Here is a 21,425-nt window from a genome sequence, read left to right as displayed (position 1 = left end):
GCCTTTCCACCCCCGTACGAGCGCCCGTGTTTCGGACGTCGCCCGCACGATTATGTCCGAGGGATCCCGTGCGCACCCGCCGATCGCCGCCGTGCACCCTGTTTCCGGGGGCTGGTCTGCGACGACGTCAGGCACCAAGGTCACTATGGTGATCATGCGGATGGTGTTGTGGCGAGCCCTGCTCGGGCTGCTACTGGTGTTGGGAGTGCTGGCGGTGCCGGGGCAGGCGGTCGCCGATCAGGGGTTCGTGTGGAAGCAGGAGTACATCACCGCGGCCGATGGGACGCGCTTGCACGCGGATATTCTGCGGCCGACCGGGATCGCCGATGACGCGAAGACGCCGGTGATCATGACCGTGAGCCCGTATCGATCACATTTGGCCTATCTCACCTCACCGCTGCTCAAGGGCGGGCCGTCGACCGAGAATCTGCCGGTGGCCGCCATGCTGGCCGCCGGGTACACCTATGTGATCGTGGATCTGCGCGGTTTCGGCGGCTCCAACGGCTGCCCGGATTTCGGCGGGCCGGGTGAGCGATCCGATGTGAAGACCGCGGTGGAGTGGGCGGCCGGACAGCCCTGGTCGACCGGCAAGGTCGGACTGATGGGGATCTCCTATGAGGCGTGGACCGGGCTGATGGGCTTGGCCGAGAAACCCGCCGGACTGGCGGCGGTCGCGGCGTTCGAACCGGTCGTCGACCCCAATTCGTACCTGTACATGCAGGGCATCGCGTGGAAGTTCTCCGGTAAGCCGGTCACCGAAACCGGGGTCCGGCCGGGCGATTTCGCGGGACTCGAGCATCTGCTCATCGCCTCGACGCCGGGCAGTTGGGCGGATTCGCCGGAGTACCAGACGAATGCGGTCAGCATCGATCCCGCCTGCTACGGCAATTACGCGAACCAGATCATGAATCATGATGCGTCCTCGGCGTTCTGGCAGGACCGGGATCTGGTGGCGAAGCTGAAGGGCAACACCATTCCGCTGTTCCTGGGACAGGGATTCATCGACTACAACACCAAACCCGATCGCGTCTTCCAGCTCTGGAACGAGCTCGGCCCCGGCGAGCACAAGGCGTGGTTCGGGCAGTGGGGGCATCGCACCTGCGATGACAAATGCGGCACACCGCAATTCACCTCCGAACTGATCGGGTTCTTCGATCGGCTGGTGGCGGGCAAAGACGCACCGGTACCCGGACCGCGCATCACGGTGGGACAGTTCGACGGTAAGTGGCGGTCCGAAACACAGTGGCCCCCGGCGGATATGCGGCAGGTGCCGGTGGATCTGCGCACCGGCGCGTACACCGATCGCGGCCTGATTCCCGGCCCCGATCGCGAAATCTGGTCGGTGAGTCAGCCTTTGGCGCAGGATCAGCAGCTCTCGGGCACGGTCACCGCGACCCTCGGCGTGGACGGGCCGCGGCAGGCGAGCGTCACCCTGGAAATGTACGACGTGGACGCGAACGGCCGCGGCATCGTCATCACCCGGGGCATCGCACCCGCGACCCCGACCACCGAGCTGCGGCTGCTGGCCCAGGATTGGCCGATCGCGGCCGGGCATCGCATCGCCTTCCGCATCACCGATGTGCTCGACGACATCTGGGCGCATCCCGCATCGCTGGCCAAGGTCACCGTCACCTCCGCGCGCGTGCGACTTCCGCTGCTCAGCGCGGTGCGCACCCCGGATCTGACCGGCGGCATCTCCGAGGGCATCCCGAAGTGGAGCAATGAGAAGGCCCTCATGGTGCCCGCGGACGCGCTGAACAATGCGACAGTGAATATCGACTTCCCACCCAGGACCGGAGATCGATGACCCAGACCGCAGCCGCCACCCCGGCCGTCGACGACGCCACCGCCGAACGACTCGGGGCGGCGCTGCGCTGCGTCACCGTCTCGCGTGAGGATCCCGCCGAGACCGACCTCGGCGAATTCGAGCGCCTCACAGCTCATCTCGAAGCGTGTTTCCCACTGGTGCACGCGCATCTCGAATGCGAGACCTTCGGCCACGCCCGCCTCTACCGCTGGCCGGGAAGCGGGGACGCCGCGCCCGGCTCGGGCGATGACCCTGCGGGCGGCATCGCGCCGACCCAACCGGTCGCGGCGATTCTGCTCGGGCATATGGATGTCGTCCCGGTCGATGACGAACGGGGCTGGACGCATCCGCCGTTCGCGGGCGTGGTGGATGACGACTTCATCTGGGGACGCGGGGCCATCGACGACAAGAGCCGGGTGATGGCGATCCTGGAGGCGGTCGAGGCGGCGCTCGCCGACGGGGTCCGGCCCGCGCGGACCGTATATCTGGCCTTCGGACATGACGAAGAGGTGTTCGGCAATACCGGGGCCGGACGGATGGCGCAGCGGCTGCGGTCCGCCGGAGTCCGGGCCGAACTGCTGCTCGACGAGGGCGGCGTCATCACCACCGATGTGGCCGACGGCATCGACCTGCCCGTCGCCACGATCATGGTGGGCGAGAAGGGTTTCGCGACGGTTCGCCTGTCGGTGACCGCGATCGGCGGGCACTCCTCCATGCCGGGCAGGCAGACCGCCGTCGGGCAGCTGGCCCGGGCGGTGGCCCGGATTCAGGACCGGCCGTTCCCCCTGCGGCTGACTCCGGTAACCATCGACATGCTCACGCGGCTGCGGGAATTCATGTCCGAACCGCGCCGCACCCTGCTCGGCCTGATCGGCGTGGCCGGACCAGCGATCGCGCGCGTACTGGCCGCCGGGCCGACCACCGAGGCGCTGGTGCGCACCACCACCGCGCCGACCATGATCCACGGCGGCGTGACACCGAATGTGCTGCCGCAGCGGGCCGAGGCATACGTGAATTTCCGTATCCTGCCCGGTGATTCGGTGGCGGATGTGGTCGCGCACTGCCGCCGCGTCGTCCGCGACAGGGGCGTCGCCATCGAATTGATGGGTCACGCGTCCGAACCCTCGGCGAATCCGGCGGCGGGTCCGGCCTTCGATCTCATTGCCGACCTCACCCGCGCGGTGGTGCCCGGCGTCGCGGTCACCGTCGGCCTGGTGCCCGGGGCCACCGACTCCCGCTACTACGACGATCTCGCCGCGACACGCTGCAATTTCGCGCCGATCATCCTGACCGCGCAGGACCTCGAGCGCATCCACGGCACCGATGAGCGCATCTCCCGCGCCAATTACGCGCGCCTGATCACCTTCAACCGGCTCCTGATCGACCACCTTGCCCGGCGCTGAACCCGCGCGCACGAAATTCGGGGCGTGACGCGGCGGGCGCGGCGGCGGTGCGCGAGAATGACTCGGCCGGGTGGCGACAAACCGGGCGAAGCGCCCCGGAATGTGCGCGGTCGCCCCGGCGTGCGATATCCGACCGAGAGGGAGCGACGATGACCCGAAACGAGACCGGCGAATTCCAGGGCAGTGCGGGGCGGGTGTACTGGCAGGCCTGGCTGCCCGACTCCGAGCCCCGGGCCGTTGCCGTGATCGTGCACGGGTACGCGGAGCATTCGGGCCGCTACGCCCACGTGGCGGCACGCCTGAACGATGCCGGGATCGCCGCCTACGCGCTCGACCACATCGGGCACGGGCGGTCCGAGGGCGGGAAGGCGAATGTCGTCTCCCTCGACGGCGCGGCCGACAATGTCAAGGCGCTGCTGGATATCGCCATGAAGGAACATCCGGGACTGCCCAAGTTCGTCATCGGGCACAGCATGGGCGGGCTCACCGTCGCCTACCTCGCCACCCGCACACCCCTGGACGTGACCGGCGTGGTGCTGTCCGGTCCCGCGATCGTGGTCGACGCGGGCAACGCGGTACAGCGACTGCTCGCACCGGTCGTCTCCAAGCTGCTGCCGAATCTGCCCGTGCTGAAACTGGATTCGAAGCTGGTGAGCCGCGATCCGGAAGTGGTACGCGCCTACGACACCGACCCGCTGGTGTACCACGGCGGGGTGCCCGCCCGCACCGGCTCCGAAATGCTGCGCGCCGGAACGTATGTGCTGGCGAACCTGGATAAGCTCACCGTTCCGGTGCTGGTGCAGCACGGCACCGCGGACGGGCTGGCCTCACCCGAGGGCGCGGATCTGATCGAGCGCGATGCGGCGTCGAAGGACAAGACCGTCATCCGCTATGACGGTCTCTTCCACGAGATCTACAACGAGCCGGAACAGGACAAGGTCATCGCCGATCTGGTGAATTGGCTGAACCAGCACATAGATCCGGCATAGGCGACTACTTGTAGGTGCTCAGGCAGGCGTTGTCGCCGTCCAGCACTCCGGTGCGGAAGGCTTCCAGCCGCACGAAACCGCTGGGCACCACATTGCCGTTGACGTCCGAGGCGGCGAGGCCATCCGCGAGCAGTCCGGAGATGGCCTCGTCGAGATCCCCCGCGGAGAGCCGGATATCGCCGCCCGGCTGACTGATCTTGGTGCTGAACGCCCCGGACAGGCAGGCGGTGCGCAATCCGGCGGTCTCGGCGCCGGTCAGCCCGAGCTTGCGATCCTGTTGCAGCGCAAGCATATAGCGGGAGATGAAGATGATGAATCCGTTGTAATCGCCCGCCACCATGGCCGAGAGCACCGCGCTGTCACCATCCCCGCGCGCCCGTTTGGCCAGCGTCGAGACGTCGACGCCGATCGCATTGCCCGAGGGGCAGTACGAAACCGGTTTGGTCACGGTCACATTCGCGCAGGACTTGCTCACCCCGGTGTAGTCGTACACCGGCTGCCGGGTGATCGGATCGTTGGTCGCGAGGGTCTGGGCGATCATATCCAGCGATGAACGGTCCACCGGCAGTTGCTGATTCGCCTCGTTGGGGGTGGTGTAGCTGGTCGGCAGGGTGCCGCGCCGGGAGGCCAGCTCCTTGCGCGTGATGGTCTTACACGCCTGCGCCCCATCGGTATAGCCCATCTGCACCGCCGTCACGCGTTCGAATGCCGAACCGTGCTCATCCTTACTCGCGCCCGGTTCGCTGTCCCGCACGGCGATGGTTGCGCCGAGCACGCCATTGAGGCCGTCGGTGGTGTTGAGCGTGAAATGCCGCGAATTCCCTTCCGCCACAGAGCGCAGGAACACACCGGCGAAACAATCCGCCTGCTGTTCCCGGATCACGCTCGCGGTGAAGAAGCCGTTCAGTTTGGCCTGCGCCTGCATCGAATGCCCGTACTCGTGGGCCAGCACCATGACCACCGACATGGCCCCGAATTTCTTCACCAGCTCCGGCAGCAGCGTGCCGCGATCCCAGCCAATGGTCTGATCGACCGTGCAGTACGCGGCATTCACCTCCTGAAAGGTGCTGGCGCGACAGAACTGCACGGCCTGACTGCGCGGCGCGGTGGAATCCCAGGAGATGAATCGGTTCACCGGGGTGAAGGTGCCGGGAAAAGTCTTGGCGTACTGGGCGGTCCAGTACTCCTGGAGATCGGCGAGGGTATTGAGCGCCAGCTTGTCGATGCTGCCGCCGTCCGCGTTCTCGGCGGTGAGCGTGGTATCCGGCACCCCGCTGCGCGGACCGTTCGGCCCGGTCGCCGACACCGCCCCGCTGAGTTCGAAGGGATTGTCCACCGGGGCCGTAATATTCTGTGGCTCACTGTTTTTCACGACGGTACAACCGCCGATCACCAGTCCCGCCGCCAGCAATCCGATGCCGAGCCCCAACCGCAGCCGTGTATTCCGCATAACGCCTCCCGAGTACCGCTCCGGGCCCAGCCGCGGTCCCGGCACCCGGAAAACGGCCGGACTCGGCCGTGCCGCGTCTCCGGGTTGCTCTCGTTGTATCGCTCAGAGGCGCAGGCGCGCAACGACGGCGCGATGATCGGATCGGGGAATTGTGAGTGAACGAACCTGCGTGGCATGCCCGCCCGCGACCAGCACCCGATCCAGACCCAGCAGCGGACCCCAGGACCGATCGTCCGGCCAGGTCGGCATGGCGCCGATGCCGAGCAGCTCACCGGCGTCGGCGTACCTGCCGCGCAACAGCTCTCGGAAGGAGGCGTGATCGAAGGTGGCGTTGAAATCACCGCCCACGATCACCTGCCCGGGCTGTTGATCGAGCAGATCGCGAATCGTGCGCAGTTCGTTGCTCCAGGCGTCGAAGTTCAGATTCGGCGGGATCGGATGGAACTGGAAGACCGCGACCGGACCCCGATCGGGGTGAATCATGTTGGCGCGCACATTGTTCAGCAGGAAACCGGACAGCTTGCTGCCCGCCTCCAAGGGGTAGCGGGTGAAGATGCCCGAACCCGCGCCGCCTGCCGCGGCCTCGACGTGACGATAGGGCAGCAGTTCGGCCAGACCTGCCCCGTCCAGGCGGGCGAGCGCCTCGGGCGTGAGCTCCTCCAGCGTGAGCACCTCGATCCCGTTCTCGCGCACGGCCCGCACCACCGCATCGGTATCGGCATTGCCGAACAGCAGATTCGATTGCATGACGGCCACATCCACACCCGGCCCGGCGGTGCCGTCCGGCCACAGCATCGGCAATTGCGACCACAGCGCGGCGGCGGTGGCGAGCAATGCCACCAGCGCACCGCGCCAGGCGCGCGCGAGCAACAGGATCACCAGGGCGAGCACCGCGAACAGCATCAGGTACGGGGCGAAGGAGGCGGCGAGCATGGCCGACTCCGACGACATCGTGTTGTAGTGCAGTCCGACACCGGTCAGCCCGGTGAGCAGCGCGAGCCAGCCCAGCACCACCGCCGTCCAGCCGAACCAGCCCCTCGGGCGTTTCGACACGAGTATCGAGCGGATCCGGCCGCGCCGCCGTTTCGGCTCACGCGGCAGCACCACCGTGACCTCGTCCGCCTGCTGATATTCGACCACTGCTCCCCCCATCCGGCGCACACCGCGCCATTCGGCCATATGCCGCATCCCATTCGAGCGCGGCGGGACAAACCCGCCGAAACCCCCACCTACGGCAATCGCTGACCACCCTACTGCACGGTCGAATGCCGCTGACCTGCGTGCGACCCGCGTGCAAATGAGGAGCGCGGGGCGGTGCGAGCGTGGCACAGTCAGTGGACGTGACCGATTACCGTACTTTCAATCGCGACAATTGGGATGAACGCGCTCCTTTGCACGCCGCGTCCGCCGACTATGCCTTCGCCGAATTCCAAGCCGATCCGAGCTTTCTGAGCGAGGTGGTGCGCTTCGATATACCCCGGCTCGGAGATATTCGCGGACTGCGCGGCGTCCACCTGCAATGCCATATCGGCACCGATACGCTCTCGCTCACCCGGCTCGGGGCCGATATGACCGGACTCGACTTCTCACCCGCCTCGCTCGCACAGGCACGAAAACTGGCCGAGGACACCGGAACCGCCATCGAATTCGTGGAATCCGATGTTTACGAGGCGATTCCGGTGCTCGGCGCGGAGCAATTCGATCTGGTGTACACCGGAATCGGCGCACTGTGCTGGCTGCCCGATGTGCGGCGGTGGGCCGAGACCGTGGCCGGATTGCTGCGGCCGGGCGGGCGACTGTTCATTCGCGAAGGGCATCCGGTGCTGTGGTCCATCGACGAGACACAGGATCGGCTGGTGATCGGATACCCGTATTTCGAGACCACCGCGCCCACGGTCTTCGACGACGGGAGCACCTACGTCGAGACCGACGGGGAGATCACCAAAACCGTTACGCACGAATGGAATCACGGCCTCGGCGAGATCATCGGGGCACTGCTCACCGCCGGACTGACACTCACCGGTGTGACCGAACACGACAGCGTGCCCTGGGAAGCACTGCCCGGCAAGATGATTCACGATAAGCACGGCGAATGGCGGCTCATCGAGCATCGCGAGCGGCTGCCGCTGTCCTACACCCTGCAAGCGCGAAAGGACCGATCCTGAGCCAGGAGCTCCAGAGATAACCGACAGCCGCCGGAACCACTCGCCCCCTTCCGGCGTCCAAGTCAGTGAGTGAAGGGGGAAATCGGTGGACCCGAAGAAGCTGCGCCACAGCGCGGAACAGGCCCAGCAGGGGGCGCAACGCGAACAGGGGCGAATCTCGCAGGGCGGGGTGGACCCCGATTACATTCAGCGACTCGAACACTTCCCGGGGCTCTCGCACGCGGAAATCTACGCCCACGCGCAAGCCATGAATCCCGGCACCATGCACGCACAGGCCGCCGTCTGGGTGGATATCGCCGATAACCTCACCGGCGCGATCACCGGCCTGCACAGCACCGTGCAATCGGCACTCGCCGACGGCATCCGGGGTCATATCGGCGACGCCGCGGCCCGCACCGCTCGCGAATTCGTGCAGTGGGCAACCGATATCACCGAAATCGCGCACAGCACCGGCCACCGCATGATCGCCGCCGCCTACGGAGCCGAAGCCGTCCGCCGCACCGTCCCACCGCCCTCGGCCGCCGGCACCGACCCCCTCACGCCCTATTTGTCCACCGTCATCGGCACGACTCCCGGCGCGCATTCGCGCGAGGACGCCCGCGAGGAGCTCCATCACATCGCCGTCGCCGCGATGGAAGCCAACTACATTCCGACCTACCCGCCCGCCGGATCCGGTGTACCCGCCTTCACCTCGCACGATATGCCCGCCGGGAGCGCATCGGAGGGGCTCGAATCCCCGCCCGCACATACGAGTTCCCTGCGCGGCGGCGCACTCCCCCGCACCGAGCCGATCAGCGCGATACATCAGGCCGATCCCAGCCGAGCCGACCACTCCGCGCACCCCGCAGCCTCCAGCAACCCGAATCGACCAGCGGCCCAGCGCAATAACGGACAACCGAACCGCGGCGACCACCCGAGCGCACTGTCCGACGAAGACACCTCTCCGGCGACGGCCGCATCGGCCGTCCGAGACGGCGTCGCCCCGGACCTCGATCGAAGCGCCGACCCCGACACCACCCCGGCGGGCACTCCCAGCGGCGGAAATCCACGCACCACGGTCGCCCCGAACCGATCATTCGGCACCACGCCACGTTCCCCGATCGGACTCCCGGCCGCGGTCACCCCGCACGGATTCCCGAACCTGCGCCAGCCGCCCGGAGCCACCCCCGATCCCGGCCACAGCTACCCCGGTCCCCCACCGCCCGGAACCCGCTCCACACCAACACCTTCCACCGTCCTGTCCAGCCCCGCCGCCCAGCCGACGGGCTTCCTGCCTGGCATGCATCCCACACCGGGCCGCCCCGCCTCGGACGCCGACGCCACCCACCGCACCCCCGAATGGCTCATCCGCAACCGCCAGCAAGAACTCCTCGGCACCCCACCGCCCACCGTCCCCGCCGTCCTCGGAGCCGAAATCCCAGCGGCCGGAACCGATCTCGACTACACCGAATAAACCTTGCGCAGGGTCTCGTGAATGGTCCAGATAGTCCGCTCCCCGCCCCGCAGCACGCCCACATCCCCGGCCGACAATTCCAGCGTCGGCCCGTTCTCGATCTCGACGGTCGCGCGGCCGGACAGCACGACGAACAGTTCCTCGGCTTCGACATCGCTGACCACACCGGGGGTGATCTGCCAAATGCCATGCGTCCGAGCGCCATCGGCCGATTCCCACAGCACCGTGCTGGTTATCTCCGGGGCACCCGAAATGATCTGGGCCGGATCGATCGGATCGGGCGTCAGGTCGACATCGGAAACATGCAGGGCGAAGCTCGGAATCAACTGATCATCAGCGCTCATGAATATCGAGCCTAGGGTCCGGGTCGCCCAATTCCCGCCGACAGATCGTCCAGATCAAGCGGCTGCACAATACATTCCGTAGCCACGGCCACGGGCCTATCCGGGCTGCAACATGCCCACTCCCTGGTGGTTTTTCCGCACCCCCGGCGATGCGCATACCTCCCGAGGGTGCCTTTCAGACCGGCTGCCCTCGTCCAAGGATGGATAGCACGGGCACAGCGCCTCCCTCCCCTCCGAAGGATCCCCCCATGACACGTTTCAGCACTCGCGCCGCAGCCGGACTGTTCTTCGGCACGCTGCTCGCCCTCGCCGCCGTACCCGGCACCGCGAACGCCGCGCAACCGGACGATATCGTCACCATCCAGCAGCTCTCCAGCGGGCGCTATCTGGACGCATGGGCGGACGGCACGCACGACTACAACGTCGTCACCCGGCCGAATCAGGGTGACGCCAGCCAGCAGTGGCGGATCCACTGGGATGACAGCGGCACCGGGACCGGGACCGTCCAGCAGGTGAGCAGTCACCGCTACCTCGATGCCCACGAGATCGAATCGCTCGACTACCACCTGGTGACCCGGCCCGCCCAGGGCAACACCACCCAGCTGTGGCATATCCGTTCCATCGGCGGCGGCAAGTACACCATCCAGCAGGCGTCCAACGACCGCTACGTGGACGCACACGAAATCGCCGAGAAGGACTACGGCGTGGTCACCCGTCCTGCCCAGAACAACCCCACCCAGGAATTCGTCCTGATGGTCATCGGCCACTGACCGCAATCGAAAGCCACTGCCGCCCAGCGAATCCCAGGGTTATGAAGTCAGCGGGGCGCGGGGACCTCGATGGTGAGTTCGCCCGGGGTGGGGTTGGTACTGACGGTGACGGAGACGCGGCCCGAACCGGGGAGGGTGAAGGAGGCCGCGTTCCAGCCGTAGTGGCCGTCGTGCTGGGTGGTGCGGGTGTCGGTGGTGGTCGCGCCGGTGTCGATATTGCGCATGGTGACCGTGGTGGTGACCTGGCAGTCGTTGTTGACCGGGGCGGCGGACAGCGAGCCGAGCGGATTGTTCGCGGCGTCGGGGGTGAAATTGACGCTGACCCGGGCCGAGCTGTCGATGAAGTCCGCGAATTCGCCCGCCTGCTGGCCCTGGCTGGCGGACAGTTCGGCCTTGACCGTGCCCGCGCAGCCCGGACTCACATCGACGTGTGCGGGTTCGAACGACACCGGATCCGCGGACGCGGGTGCGGCGGATACCGCCAGTGCGACCAGCGGCGGGACCGATACCGCCATGACCTTCAGAATGCCTCGCATTTTTCGACTCCTGTCCTAGCGGATAAGTCGTGCATGACCGGCACGGCCGAATTCGGCCGATAACTGCACGGTACCCGGCGCGGATCAGCCGCCGAACACGCGCTCCACGACTGTTTTCGCACGGCGGGTGACGCGCATGTAGTGATCGAGGAATTCGCTGCCGTCGTCATTGGGCCAGCCCGCCACCCGGGCCACCGCGGACAGCAGCGGGCCGGGACCGGGGAGTTGGTCGGCCGGTTTGCCGCGCACCAGGACCAGGGCATTGCGGGCCTTGGTCGCGGTCAGCCAGGATTCCCGGAGCAGGGACACATCTTCCTGATACACCAGATCGGCCGCCTCGATGGCGTCCAGGCATTGCAGGGTGGAGGTGTTGTGCAGGGCCGGGACATCATGGGCGTGCTGCAATTGCAGCAGCTGCACGGTCCACTCGATATCGGCCAGGCCGCCGCGCCCCAGTTTGGTGTGGGTGGCCGGGTTCGCGCCGCGCGGCAGGCGTTCGGCGTCCACGCGCGCCTTGATGCGGCGGATCTCCCGGACACCCTCGGGGGACATGCCACCGCTGGGATAGCGGACCGGATCGACGGTGTGCAGGAAGCGCACACCCAATTCGGGATCACCGGCCACCTGGCGCGCACGCAGCAGCGCCTGCACCTCCCAGGGCTGCGCCCACTGTTTGTAGTAGGCGGCATAGGCGGCCAAAGTCCGCACCAGGGCACCATTTCGGCCCTCGGGACGCAGACCCGCGTCGACCTGCAAAGGCGGATCGGTACTGGGCGCACCGAGCAGCCGCTGCACCTGTTCGGCCACGCCGTTCGCCCATTTGACTGCGACCGTCTCATCCACGCCGGGGCGCGGATCGCAGACGAACAGCACATCGGCGTCCGAGCCGTAACCGAGTTCCATACCGCCCAGACGCCCCATGCCGATGACGGCGAAATCGGCGGGCTGCGGGCCGCTCGCGCGAATCACGGCCTGTAGCGCGGCTTCCAGGGTCGCGATCCACACCGAGGACAGCGCCTCGCAGACCTGCGGCACATCGAGCATGCCCAGCACATCGGCGGAGGCGATGCGCGCGAGTTCATGCCGCCGCAGCGAGCGCGCGGTGGCGACAGCACGCCGCGGCTCGTCGTAACGCTTTGCGCCGGATAGGATTCCGCGCGCCACATCGGCCGTTGCGGGGGCCAGCAGCAGCGGCCCGTTCGGGCCGTCGGCGTACATGCGGATGGTTTCCGGCGCGTTGATCAGCAGATCCGGCAGATACGCCGAGGAGCCGAGCACGATCATCAGGCGCTGTGCGATGGCTCCCTCATCGCGCAGTTCGCGCAGGAACCAGATCTCATTGTCCAGACCCTCGGACACCCGCCGGTACGCGAGCAGTCCGGCATCGGGATTCGGTGTCTCACCGAGCCATTCGAGCAGGGTCGGCAGTAGCAGCGCTTGAATCCGGCCCTTGCGGCCGACCTCACCGGTGAGCGCCTTCAGATGCCCGAGCGCGTTCTCCGGGGCCGCGTAACCCAGTGCCGCCAACTGCCGCACGGCCGCCGCCGGACTCAGCCGCAGCGAGTCCGCGTCAAGGCGCGCAACCGATTCCAGCAGCGGGCGGTAGAACAGTTTGGCGTGCAGGCGGCGCACCCGCACCGCATTGCGCCGAATCTCGCTGGTGAGCACGCCGACCGCGTCCTGCCGGCCGTCGGGGCGCATATGCGCGGCGCGGGCCAGCCAGCGCATACCCTCCTCGTCCTCGGGCGCGGGCAGGGTGTGCGTGCGCTTGAGCCGCTGCAATTGCAGGCGATGCTCGAGCAGGCGCAGAAACTCATAGGAGGCAGTCAGATTCGCGGCGTCATCGCGGCCGATATAACCGCGCGCGGCGAGCGCGCCGAGCGATTCCACCGTGCCCTGGGTATGCAGCGCCTCATCGGCCTTACCGTGCACCAATTGCAGCAGCTGGACCGCGAATTCGACATCGCGCAGACTGCCGTGCCCGAGCTTGAGTTCGCGCTCACGCAGATCCGCGGGCACCAGATCCTCGACGCGGCGGCGCATGGCCTGCACATCGGTGACGAAATCGGGGCGCTCGGAGGCCGCCCACACCATCGGCATGAGCGCTTCGCGATACTGCTGCCCGAGTTCGAGATCGCCGGTGGCGGGACGCATTTTGAGCAGCGCCTGGAATTCCCAGGTGCGCGCCCAGCGCTTGTAATACGCGATATGCGATTCCAGGGTACGCACCAGCGCACCCGCCTTGCCCTCGGGCCGCAACGCCGCGTCCACATCGAAGAACGCGGCACTGCCGACGCTCATCATTTCGGCGGCGAGCCGGGTTGAGGTGGTGTCGGCGGGTTCGGCGACGAAGATGACATCCACGTCCGAGACGTAATTCAGTTCCCGCGCACCGCATTTGCCCATGGCGATGACGGCCAGCCGGGCGGGCACCTCACGATCGACGCAGACCCGGGCCACGGCCACCGACAGCGCCGCGGTCAGCGCGGCATCGGCGAGATCGGTGAGATGCCAGCCGACCTGCTGATACGGCAGCACCGGTTCGTTCTCCACGGTGGCCGCGAGATCGATGGCGGCCAGCAGCATGAGTTCATCGCGATACCGCTTGCGCAGCAGCGCAACCGCGTCCGGTCCGGAGATCCCGGCGCGGAACAGCATGGGCCCGGCGTTCGGCCCGGTCTCCGGCGTCGCGTGCACGGCATCGAGCAGCGAGGTGAGCACCTCATCGCGCGAGGGCAATTCGGGCCGCAGCAGTAGCTGCCAGCACCCCGGATCGGCCACCAGATGATCGGCGAACGCGCTCGACGACCCGATCAGCGCGAACAATCGCCCGCGCAGCGAGGTATTGGCCCGCAACGCCGAATCCAGCGCGCCCCAATCGCTTCCGAGCTGCTCGCGCAACCGCATGAGCGTCAGCAGCGCCAGATCGGCATCGGGGGAACGGGACAGCGCCCACAGCAGCGGAACGCTGTCGACGTTGTCCCACGCCAACTCTCGTAAGGAATCGGCGGCCGACGGCTCCATCAAACCGAGCCGGCCGACGCCGGGGACAGCGGAACGAGTCGTCGGTGGCCGGACCATGTCGTTCAAATTACATGTCACATTCCGTCAGCGCGCCAGCCAACCCTCGTATAACAGACATCGTTGCGCGCTTGCCGCCAGCCCGCCTCCACCTCGAGCCCAAGGACCACCGAGTTCGCGGCCCGTCCCGGTTCTGGACTGAGTGGAGCGGGGCAGCGAAGCGGAGGGCAGAAATTACAGCCCGAGGTATTCCTTGAGCTCGTACGGGGTGACCTGGTTGCGGTAGCCCGCCCATTCGCGGCGCTTGTTGCGCAGGAAGAAGTCGAAGACGTGCTCGCCCAGGGTCTCGGCGACCAGTTCGGACTTCTCCATGTTCTTGAGCGCCTCGTCCAGGCTGGCGGGCAACTCGCGGAAGCCCATGGCACGACGCTCGGCGGCGGTCAGCGACCACACATCGTCCTCGGCCTCGGGCGGCAGAGTGTAGCCCTTCTCGATACCGCGCAGACCGGCGGCCAGGATCACCGCGAAGGCCAGGTACGGGTTGCAGGCGCTGTCGGGACTGCGCACCTCGACCCGGCGCGAGGACGACTTGTTCGGGGTGTACATCGGAACGCGAACCAGCGCAGAGCGATTCGACCGGCCCCAGGACGCGGCCGTCGGCGCTTCGCCACCGTGGATGAGCCGCTTGTACGAGTTCACCCACTGATTGGTGACGGCGCTGATCTCATGCGCGTGCTCGAGAATGCCCGCGATGAACGCGCGCGCGGTGTCGGACAGGTTGATCGGGTCATCCGGATCGTGGAAGGCGTTCTGCTCACCCTCGAACAGGCTCATATGGGTATGCATGGCCGAACCCGGGTGATCGGCGAACGGCTTGGGCATGAACGTCGCGCGCACGCCCTCGTCGATGGCCACTTCCTTGATCAGGTAGCGGAAGGTCATGACGTTATCGGCCATGGACAGCGCGTCCGCGTAGCGCAGGTCGATCTCCTGCTGCCCGGGCGCGCCCTCGTGATGGCTGAACTCGACCGAGATGCCCATGGACTCCAGCGAGTCGATGGCGTGGCGGCGGAAGTTCGGCGCCTCGTCGTGCACGGCCTGATCGAAGAAGCCGCCCTGATCCACCGGGATCGGGGTGGAACCGTCATGCGGTCCGGGCTTGAGCAGGAAGAATTCGATCTCCGGATGCACATAGCAGCTGAAGCCCAGGTCGGCGGCCTTGTTCAACTGCCGGCGCAGCACGTGCCGCGGATCCGCCCAGGACGGCGAACCGTCCGGCATGGCGATATCGCAGAACATGCGCGCCGAATGCTGATGCCCCTTCGAGGTGGACCACGGCAGCACCTGGAAGGTGGACGGGTCCGGCTTGGCCACCATGTCGGCCTCGGACACCCGGGCAAACCCCTCGATGGCCGAACCGTCGAAGCCGATGCCCTCCTCGAAAGCGCCCTCCAGTTCGGCGGGCGCGATCGCTACGGACTTGAGATAGCCCAGCACATCGGTGAACCAGAGTCGCACGAAGCGAATATCGCGCTCTTCGAGCGTGCGGAGGACGAATTCCTTCTGACGGTCCATGACCGCGAGCGTAGGCACCCGGAGTTAAATCCGTGTTACATAGCGGGTGCGAACCTCAGCATGTAAGACCCGCCGCGGGTGTGGTCAGGTCGACCAGGTACGCGATCACCGGGTCGTCGACGCATTGCACGCCCGAGAGCGACACCGTGTGCCGATCCCCGTTGAACGTGATCAGACTGCCTTTGAGCTGGTCAGCCAGGTCGACACCGGCCTGGTAGGGGGTGGCCGGATCGTTGGTGGTGGAGATCACCACGGTCTTGGGCAGGTTCGGAATCGAAATGCGGTGCGGGGTGCTGGTGTTGGGCACCGGCCAGATGGCGCACAGCTCCAGCGGCGCGGCGTCGCTGCCGTGCGCGTCATCCAGGAAGGGCGCACCCTTGCGATATTCGGCGTCCTGTTTGGCGGCGACGGCGCGATCGGTGATCGGCGGATCGTCCACGCAGCGAATCGAGTTGAAGGCGTCCTGGCTGTTGTCGTAGGTGCCGTCCTCGGCGCGGCCGTCGTACATATCGGCCAGCTTCAACAGCGTGTCGCCGGTTCCGGTGGCGAGTTCACGCAGGCCCTTGGTGAGCACGGGCCAGAACCGGTTGGTGTACAGCGCCTGCTGGGTACCGGTGATGGCATCGCCGTAGTGCAGGCCGCGCGGATCATCGGTGGGAACGGGCTTGTCCCACAGCGGGTTCACCAGGGCGCGATAGCGGGCGACGAACTGGGCCGGATCGGTGCCGAGCGGGCAGTCCGGTTTGGTGGCGCAGTCCTGCGCGAATTTGGTGAAGGTGTTCTGGAAGCTGGTGGCCTGCAGCACCGATTCCTTGACCGGATCCTGCGAGGGGTCGAGCGCGCCGTCCAGCACGAGCGCGCGCACCTTGTCCGGGAACTTCTCGGCGTAGGCGTAGCCCAGGCGGGTGCCGTACGAGTACCCGACATAGCTGAGCTTGGCATCGCCGAGCGCGGCGCGGATCACGTCCATGTCCTGCACGACCTCGCGGGTGCCGACGTGCGCGAGGAAATCCTTACCGGTCCGCTCGACGCATTTATCCGCGTACTGCTTGTTCTCGGTCTCGGCGGCCGCGATGCCCGCGGGCGAATTGTCCTTGGGCGCTTCGGCGCGTTCGGCGTCGTTCTCCTTGGAGGTGAGGCATTTGATGGCGGGCTGCGAGGAGCCGATACCGCGCGGATCGAAGCCGACGCGATCGAACCGCTCGGCGAGCGGGGTGCCGTCGGCGATATTCACCATGGATATCCCGGGCACGCCCGGTCCGCCCGGGTTGAACAGCAGCGAACCGATCTTGTTGCCGGTGGCCTTGATTCGAGAGACGGCGATCTTCGCGGTGGCCCGGTCGGGATTCTCATAGTCGACCGGCACGGTGACCCGGGCGCATTCGGCTCCGGAAGGCATATCCCCCTCCCCGAATTCCGCGCAGCTACCCCAGTTGACCTGCTGGTTGTAGAACTGCCCCATACCGGCCGGCGCGATCGCCGTGGGATTCCCATCCACCACGGTCGAACAGCCCGCCGCGGTCATGACCAACGCCGCCGCCATCAAAACGACCCGGTTGGTTCGCATCAAACCCATCCCCCGATCGTGCCATCCCGCTGTACGCACCCTCGAATCCCTTCGGTCACCGCGCCGTCTGCCCTACTGGATCGCGTCCGCGGCACGCACCCGCAACAACGCGAGAGCATCGCAAAGAGTTCGGAGCCGCTAGCGCCCGCGAGTGTGAGGAATTACATCCGGATGCGGACCGGTCGCGGTGGCAGACTGAGAGGCGTCATTTGAACCCGGGGACCCGCATGGGCCTCGAGGAGCGACGAAAGAGGGACGACGATGTCCGTATCCGATGCGGAAACCCCCGCCTACGGTGCCGCACCCGCCAAAACCGCCAAGCGCAAGACGCGTGTGCAGCATCTGCAGCAGATGAAGACCGAGGGTGAGCGCTGGTCGATGCTCACCGCGTACGACTACTCCACCGCGCGACTGTTCGAAGAGGCCGGGATTCCGGTGCTGCTGGTCGGCGATTCCGCGGCCAATGTGGTGTACGGCTACGACACCACGGTCGCCATTTCGGTCGACGAGTTGATTCCGCTGGTGCGCGGCGTGGTGCGCGGCGCCCCGCACGCGCTGGTGGTGGCGGATCTGCCGTTCGGCAGTTACGAGTCCTCGCCGGAGCAGGCGCTGGCCACGGCCGTCCGGTTCATGAAGGAGGGCGGCGCGCACGCGGTGAAGCTGGAGGGCGGCGAGCGTATGGCCGACACCATCCACAAGATCACCGCCGCCGGTATTCCGGTGATGGCGCATATCGGGTTCACGCCGCAGAGCGTCAACACCCTCGGCGGGTTCCGGGTGCAGGGGCGCGGTGACGGGGCCGAACAGCTCATCGCCGATGCCATCGCGGTGCAGGAGGCCGGGGCGTTCTCGGTCGTGATGGAGATGGTTCCGGCCGAGCTGGCCGGGCAGGTCACCCGCAAGCTGACCATTCCGACGGTCGGCATCGGCGCCGGCTCCGAATGCGACGCGCAGGTGCTGGTGTGGCAGGACATGGTCGGGTACACCAGCGGCAAGACCGCGAAGTTCGTCAAGCAGTTCGCCGATGTGGGTGGTCAATTGCGCAGTGCCGCAGCCACTTACGCGGATGAGGTGCGGCGCGGGGTGTTCCCCGGGCCGGAGCACAGCTACTGAGTTCCGAACTCGGGTTCGGATGTGTGGAACGCCCTCACCGGATAGCCGGTGGGGGCGTTCGCTTATACGCGACGGGCCGCCGTGCGACTCACCACGAGTGGGTACAGCCGCCTTGTATAGCGGATTGCTATTTATTCGCGGTTCCGCACCGTCTTCACAAACCACCTTCACATTTTGGTGGCAGAGTGGGAGCAACGAGCACGTCCGACCAAAGGGAACTTCATGTCGCATCGCCGTTGGATCAGTAGCCGCCGAGTTCTGCGGGTACCGCTACTCGTCGGCACGGCCGCCGTCCTCGCATTGACCGCCGCGTGTGGCGGCGGCACCACCTCGGGATCGTCACAGCCCCAGGGCTCTTCCTCACCGCTGACGAGCACCAATGGCAAGCCCGCGCCGTCCGGCAGCAGCAGCCCGACCACCTCCGGATCGCAGGTCACCGTGTCCGATGAGGCCGGAAAGCAGTTGTGCGACATGCTGCGTCCGCAGCTCTCGGATTGGCGGGTGCAGGGTCCGACGCTGGGCAAGATCTCGCTGAACGCGAGCGTGCACGAGTGGGCGCTGCGCAATGGCGGCATCAATCTCCAGGTGCTGGGCGATAAGGATGTGGTCGACCGGGTCACCACCAAGAATTGCTCCGACGTTCGCGACCAAGCGATTTCGGCGCTGGAGATCCCGAATCTGGCATCGGGATTGGCGGGCTGATGCGCACCCTCTATCCACCGATCGAGCCGTACGAGCGGGGCATGCTCGATGTCGGCGACGGTCAGCAGGTGTATTGGGAGGTCAGCGGCAATCCGGACGGTAAGCCGGTGGTGTTCCTGCACGGCGGGCCCGGCGGCGGTACCGCGCCCTATCACCGGCAGTTCTTCGATCCGGCGGCGTACCGCATCGTGCTGTTCGATCAGCGCGGCTGCGGGCAGTCGACACCGCATATCGCGGACGGGGCGAGTCTGGAGGCCAACACCACCTGGCATCTGGTCGCCGATATCGAGGCGCTGCGAACGCATTTGGGCATCGAGCGGTGGCAGGTGTTCGGCGGATCCTGGGGTTCGACGCTGGCGCTGGCGTACGCGCAATCGCATCCGGAGCGGGTCACCGAGCTGATCCTGCGCGGGATATTCCTGTTGCGCCGCAAGGAAATCGATTGGTATTACAATGGCGCTGCGGGGTTCGTCTACCCCGATGAGTGGGAGAAGTTCCTGGCGCCGGTTCCGGTGGCCGAACGCGGCAGCGATCTGATCGAGGTCTATCACCGCCTGCTGCACTCCCCCGACGAGAAGCTCGCCACCGACGCGGCCGTCGCGTGGTCCACCTGGGAGGGCGCCACGAGTTCGCTGCTGCCCCAACCGGATCGGGTTGCCGAAACCGCGGATCCGCGCTTCGCGCTGGCGTTCGCGCGCATCGAGAACCACTACTTCCACAATCGCGGTTTCCTCGACGAGGGCCGTCTGCTGCGCGATATCGATCGCATCGCGCATATTCCCGGCGTCATCGTGCAGGGCAGGCATGACATCGTCTGCCCCGCGGTCAGCGCGTGGGATCTGCATCAGGCGTGGGCGAATTCGGAACTGCATATGGTTCCCGATGCCGGGCACGCCGCCTCCGAACCCGGCATCACCCATCATCTGGTCGAGGCCACGGACAAATACAGGACGTAAATGAACAGCACAGCCGGTCCCGCCCTGGTCGACGCTCTGGCCGCCGATGTGGACCGGCTGCGTGCGGCCGAACCCGAAGTGCGGCAGGATCTTCCGGATTCGGTGCATAAGATGCGGGTGGCCACCCGGCGATTGCGCAGTCTGCTGCGGTCGTATCGGGGGGCCGTCACGCGTAAGGCGGGCGGCGAACTCAGTGATGAATTGCGCTGGCTGGCAGGGCTGCTCGGGGTGGCGCGCGATGCCGAGGTGCGCGGGGAGCGGTTCGCGGCACTACTCGGGGAGGGCGGCGGACTGTTCGACGATCCGGTCGAGGAGTCGCCGAAACGGAAATCGGTCGGGAAGAAGAAGCCGGTGCCGGACGAGGCAGCTACCGATGAGAAGTCAACGCCGCGAATGGATTTCGGCGCGCAACTGGTGGCCGAGGAGCGGGCGCGCTACGAAGCCGCGCACGCCGAGGCGGTGGCGGCATTCGACACCCACCGGTACCGGGCGCTGCTCGATCGACTGGGTGCGATGCTGAACGATCCGCCATTGCGCGCGGCGAAGGCGGACGCACCCGCCACCGAGGTGTTCACCGGCGTACTGCGGCATGACTTCCGGGATCTGCGCCGTCTGGTGCGCACCGAACCGCAGGGATCCGAAGCCGAACGCATCGAACGCCTGCACGATATTCGCAAGGCCGCCAAGCGATTGCGCTATTCCGCCGAGGCCGCGGCCGCGGTGCTGGGCGAACCCGCCACCCTGCTGGGGCGGCGGGCCAAACAATTGCAGACCGTGCTCGGTGATCATCGCGATGCCATCGAGGCACTGGAGACGCTGCGCGCGCACAGTGCGGCGGCCGATGAGCCCGGCTATCAGCGCATGTGCGATGCCGAGGAGGCCGCGGCCGCCAAGGCGCTCGAGGAGTATCCGGCGGCCATCGAATTCCTACGCCATCACGCGCTCTGACCTGCTCGGTACGAGGTGCGTGTCGGGACGGTGTTCCTTGTGCGCGGCGTGCGGCATGATGCGGTCGATCCAGGCCAGCATGACCGCCGACACCACGAAGCTCAGGTGGATGATCACCGGCCACAGGTAGCGGCCGTTGTGCGCGCCGGGATTCGGATCCGAGCTGATCTTGATGAAGGTGGTGAGCAGGTGGATCGAGGAGATGCCGACGATCGACATGGCCAGCTTCACCTTCAGCACATTGGCATTGACCTGCGCCAGCCATTCCGGCTGATCCGGATGATCGTCGATGCGCAGTTTGGATACGAAGGTCTCGTAGCCGCCGACGATCACCATGATCAGCAGGTTGGAGATCATCACGACATCGATCAGGCCCAGCACCGAGAGCATGATGGTGGTTTCCTCGCTGCCGTGATCGAACAGTCCGCGCACCAGTTCCACCAGCTCGCGCAGGAACTGCCAGACGTACGCGGCCTGCGCGACGATCAATCCGAGATAGAGCGGGAATTGCAGCCAGCGGCTCAGGAAGATGAAGTAGCCGAGATTCCTTGGCTGGGAATGAAGTGCCATGCCGCTCAATACAGCACGCGTGCCATCATATCCGGATAATCAAGGCATCATCGCTG

18 protein-coding genes are annotated in these 21,425 nt (G+C 66.7%); 10 read left to right on the top strand and 8 right to left on the bottom strand.

Features of this window, described 5'->3' with window-relative positions:
• Positions 1 to 154: 154 nt before the first annotated feature.
• From AB0L82_RS41805 to AB0L82_RS41795, 3 genes are all read left to right on the top strand, one after another.
• A complete protein-coding gene (locus tag AB0L82_RS41805; RefSeq protein ID WP_364650491.1) occupies positions 155 to 1,807 on the top strand; it encodes a CocE/NonD family hydrolase in 1,653 nt (550 codons plus the stop codon).
• Positions 1,804 to 3,210, top strand: a complete 1,407-nt coding sequence (locus AB0L82_RS41800) for a M20/M25/M40 family metallo-hydrolase (RefSeq protein WP_364650488.1) — start codon at positions 1,804 to 1,806, stop codon at positions 3,208 to 3,210. The genes AB0L82_RS41805 and AB0L82_RS41800 overlap by 4 nt, the downstream gene beginning before the upstream one ends.
• Before the next feature lie 149 nt (positions 3,211 to 3,359).
• Complete coding sequence (locus AB0L82_RS41795) at positions 3,360 to 4,199, top strand: lysophospholipase (protein ID WP_364650485.1); 840 nt, start codon at positions 3,360 to 3,362, stop codon at positions 4,197 to 4,199.
• 4 nt (positions 4,200 to 4,203) lie between these two features.
• On the opposite strand, the gene AB0L82_RS41790 is transcribed toward AB0L82_RS41795, so the two are convergent.
• Positions 4,204 to 5,649, bottom strand: coding sequence for a metallopeptidase (locus tag AB0L82_RS41790; RefSeq protein ID WP_364650482.1), 1,446 nt, complete (start codon positions 5,647 to 5,649; stop codon positions 4,204 to 4,206).
• A 102-nt stretch (positions 5,650 to 5,751) separates the two neighbouring features.
• Entirely contained in the window at positions 5,752 to 6,828 is a 1,077-nt protein-coding gene (locus AB0L82_RS41785; RefSeq protein WP_364650479.1) for an endonuclease/exonuclease/phosphatase family protein, read from the bottom strand.
• 161 nt (positions 6,829 to 6,989) lie between these two features.
• Here AB0L82_RS41785 and AB0L82_RS41780 point away from each other — a divergent pair, with 161 nt between their 5' ends.
• Complete coding sequence (locus AB0L82_RS41780) at positions 6,990 to 7,814, top strand: class I SAM-dependent methyltransferase (RefSeq protein ID WP_364650476.1); 825 nt, start codon at positions 6,990 to 6,992, stop codon at positions 7,812 to 7,814.
• Between the two features lie 85 nt (positions 7,815 to 7,899).
• Entirely contained in the window at positions 7,900 to 9,267 is a 1,368-nt protein-coding gene (locus AB0L82_RS41775) for a hypothetical protein (protein ID WP_364650473.1), read from the top strand.
• On the opposite strand, the gene AB0L82_RS41770 is transcribed toward AB0L82_RS41775, so the two are convergent.
• Positions 9,255 to 9,611 carry a cupin domain-containing protein gene (locus AB0L82_RS41770; RefSeq protein WP_364650470.1) on the bottom strand — a complete coding sequence of 119 codons (357 nt, stop codon included), beginning with the start codon at positions 9,609 to 9,611 and terminating at the stop codon, positions 9,255 to 9,257. The genes AB0L82_RS41775 and AB0L82_RS41770 overlap by 13 nt on opposite strands.
• Positions 9,612 to 9,859: 248 nt before the next feature.
• On the opposite strand from AB0L82_RS41770, the gene AB0L82_RS41765 reads away from it, so the two are divergent.
• Complete coding sequence (locus AB0L82_RS41765) at positions 9,860 to 10,381, top strand: RICIN domain-containing protein (RefSeq protein ID WP_364650467.1); 522 nt, start codon at positions 9,860 to 9,862, stop codon at positions 10,379 to 10,381.
• Positions 10,382 to 10,428: 47 nt separating this feature from the next.
• On the opposite strand, the gene AB0L82_RS41760 is transcribed toward AB0L82_RS41765, so the two are convergent.
• The 4 genes from AB0L82_RS41760 to AB0L82_RS41745 all read right to left on the bottom strand — a co-directional run bounded on the left by AB0L82_RS41760 (position 10,429) and on the right by AB0L82_RS41745 (position 17,080).
• Positions 10,429 to 10,917 carry a hypothetical protein gene (locus tag AB0L82_RS41760; protein WP_364650464.1) on the bottom strand — a complete coding sequence of 163 codons (489 nt, stop codon included), beginning with the start codon at positions 10,915 to 10,917 and terminating at the stop codon, positions 10,429 to 10,431.
• An 84-nt stretch (positions 10,918 to 11,001) separates the two neighbouring features.
• Positions 11,002 to 13,998 (bottom strand): bifunctional [glutamine synthetase] adenylyltransferase/[glutamine synthetase]-adenylyl-L-tyrosine phosphorylase, encoded by a 2,997-nt coding sequence (locus AB0L82_RS41755; RefSeq protein ID WP_364650461.1) that lies wholly within the window; start codon positions 13,996 to 13,998, stop codon positions 11,002 to 11,004.
• A gap of 174 nt (positions 13,999 to 14,172) precedes the next feature.
• The gene (locus AB0L82_RS41750; protein WP_364650458.1) at positions 14,173 to 15,513 is read right to left on the bottom strand and encodes a glutamine synthetase family protein; all 1,341 of its coding nucleotides are present in this window, start codon (positions 15,511 to 15,513) and stop codon (positions 14,173 to 14,175) included.
• Positions 15,514 to 15,568: 55 nt separating this feature from the next.
• Complete coding sequence (locus tag AB0L82_RS41745; RefSeq protein WP_364650623.1) at positions 15,569 to 17,080, bottom strand: alpha/beta hydrolase; 1,512 nt, start codon at positions 17,078 to 17,080, stop codon at positions 15,569 to 15,571.
• 261 nt (positions 17,081 to 17,341) lie between these two features.
• On the opposite strand from AB0L82_RS41745, the gene panB reads away from it, so the two are divergent.
• From panB to AB0L82_RS41725, 4 genes are all read left to right on the top strand, one after another.
• The gene (panB, locus tag AB0L82_RS41740; RefSeq protein ID WP_364650455.1) at positions 17,342 to 18,193 is read left to right on the top strand and encodes a 3-methyl-2-oxobutanoate hydroxymethyltransferase; all 852 of its coding nucleotides are present in this window, start codon (positions 17,342 to 17,344) and stop codon (positions 18,191 to 18,193) included.
• 222 nt (positions 18,194 to 18,415) lie between these two features.
• Positions 18,416 to 18,895, top strand: a complete 480-nt coding sequence (locus AB0L82_RS41735) for a hypothetical protein (RefSeq protein ID WP_364650452.1) — start codon at positions 18,416 to 18,418, stop codon at positions 18,893 to 18,895.
• Positions 18,895 to 19,851 (top strand): prolyl aminopeptidase, encoded by a 957-nt coding sequence (gene pip / locus AB0L82_RS41730; protein ID WP_364650449.1) that lies wholly within the window; start codon positions 18,895 to 18,897, stop codon positions 19,849 to 19,851. The genes AB0L82_RS41735 and pip overlap by 1 nt, the downstream gene beginning before the upstream one ends.
• Complete coding sequence (locus tag AB0L82_RS41725) at positions 19,852 to 20,799, top strand: CHAD domain-containing protein (protein ID WP_364650446.1); 948 nt, start codon at positions 19,852 to 19,854, stop codon at positions 20,797 to 20,799.
• Here AB0L82_RS41725 and AB0L82_RS41720 read toward each other — a convergent pair.
• Entirely contained in the window at positions 20,779 to 21,369 is a 591-nt protein-coding gene (locus tag AB0L82_RS41720) for a TIGR00645 family protein (protein WP_364650443.1), read from the bottom strand. The two genes, AB0L82_RS41725 and AB0L82_RS41720, sit on opposite strands and share 21 nt — an antisense overlap.
• Positions 21,370 to 21,425 lie beyond the last annotated feature (56 nt).

Source organism: Nocardia sp. NPDC052001 (genome assembly GCF_040680615.1).
In the GTDB taxonomy this organism is placed as follows: domain Bacteria; phylum Actinomycetota; class Actinomycetes; order Mycobacteriales; family Mycobacteriaceae; genus Nocardia.
Note: the sequence above shows the minus strand (reverse complement) of the source record. Positions and strands in the feature narration are given on the sequence as shown.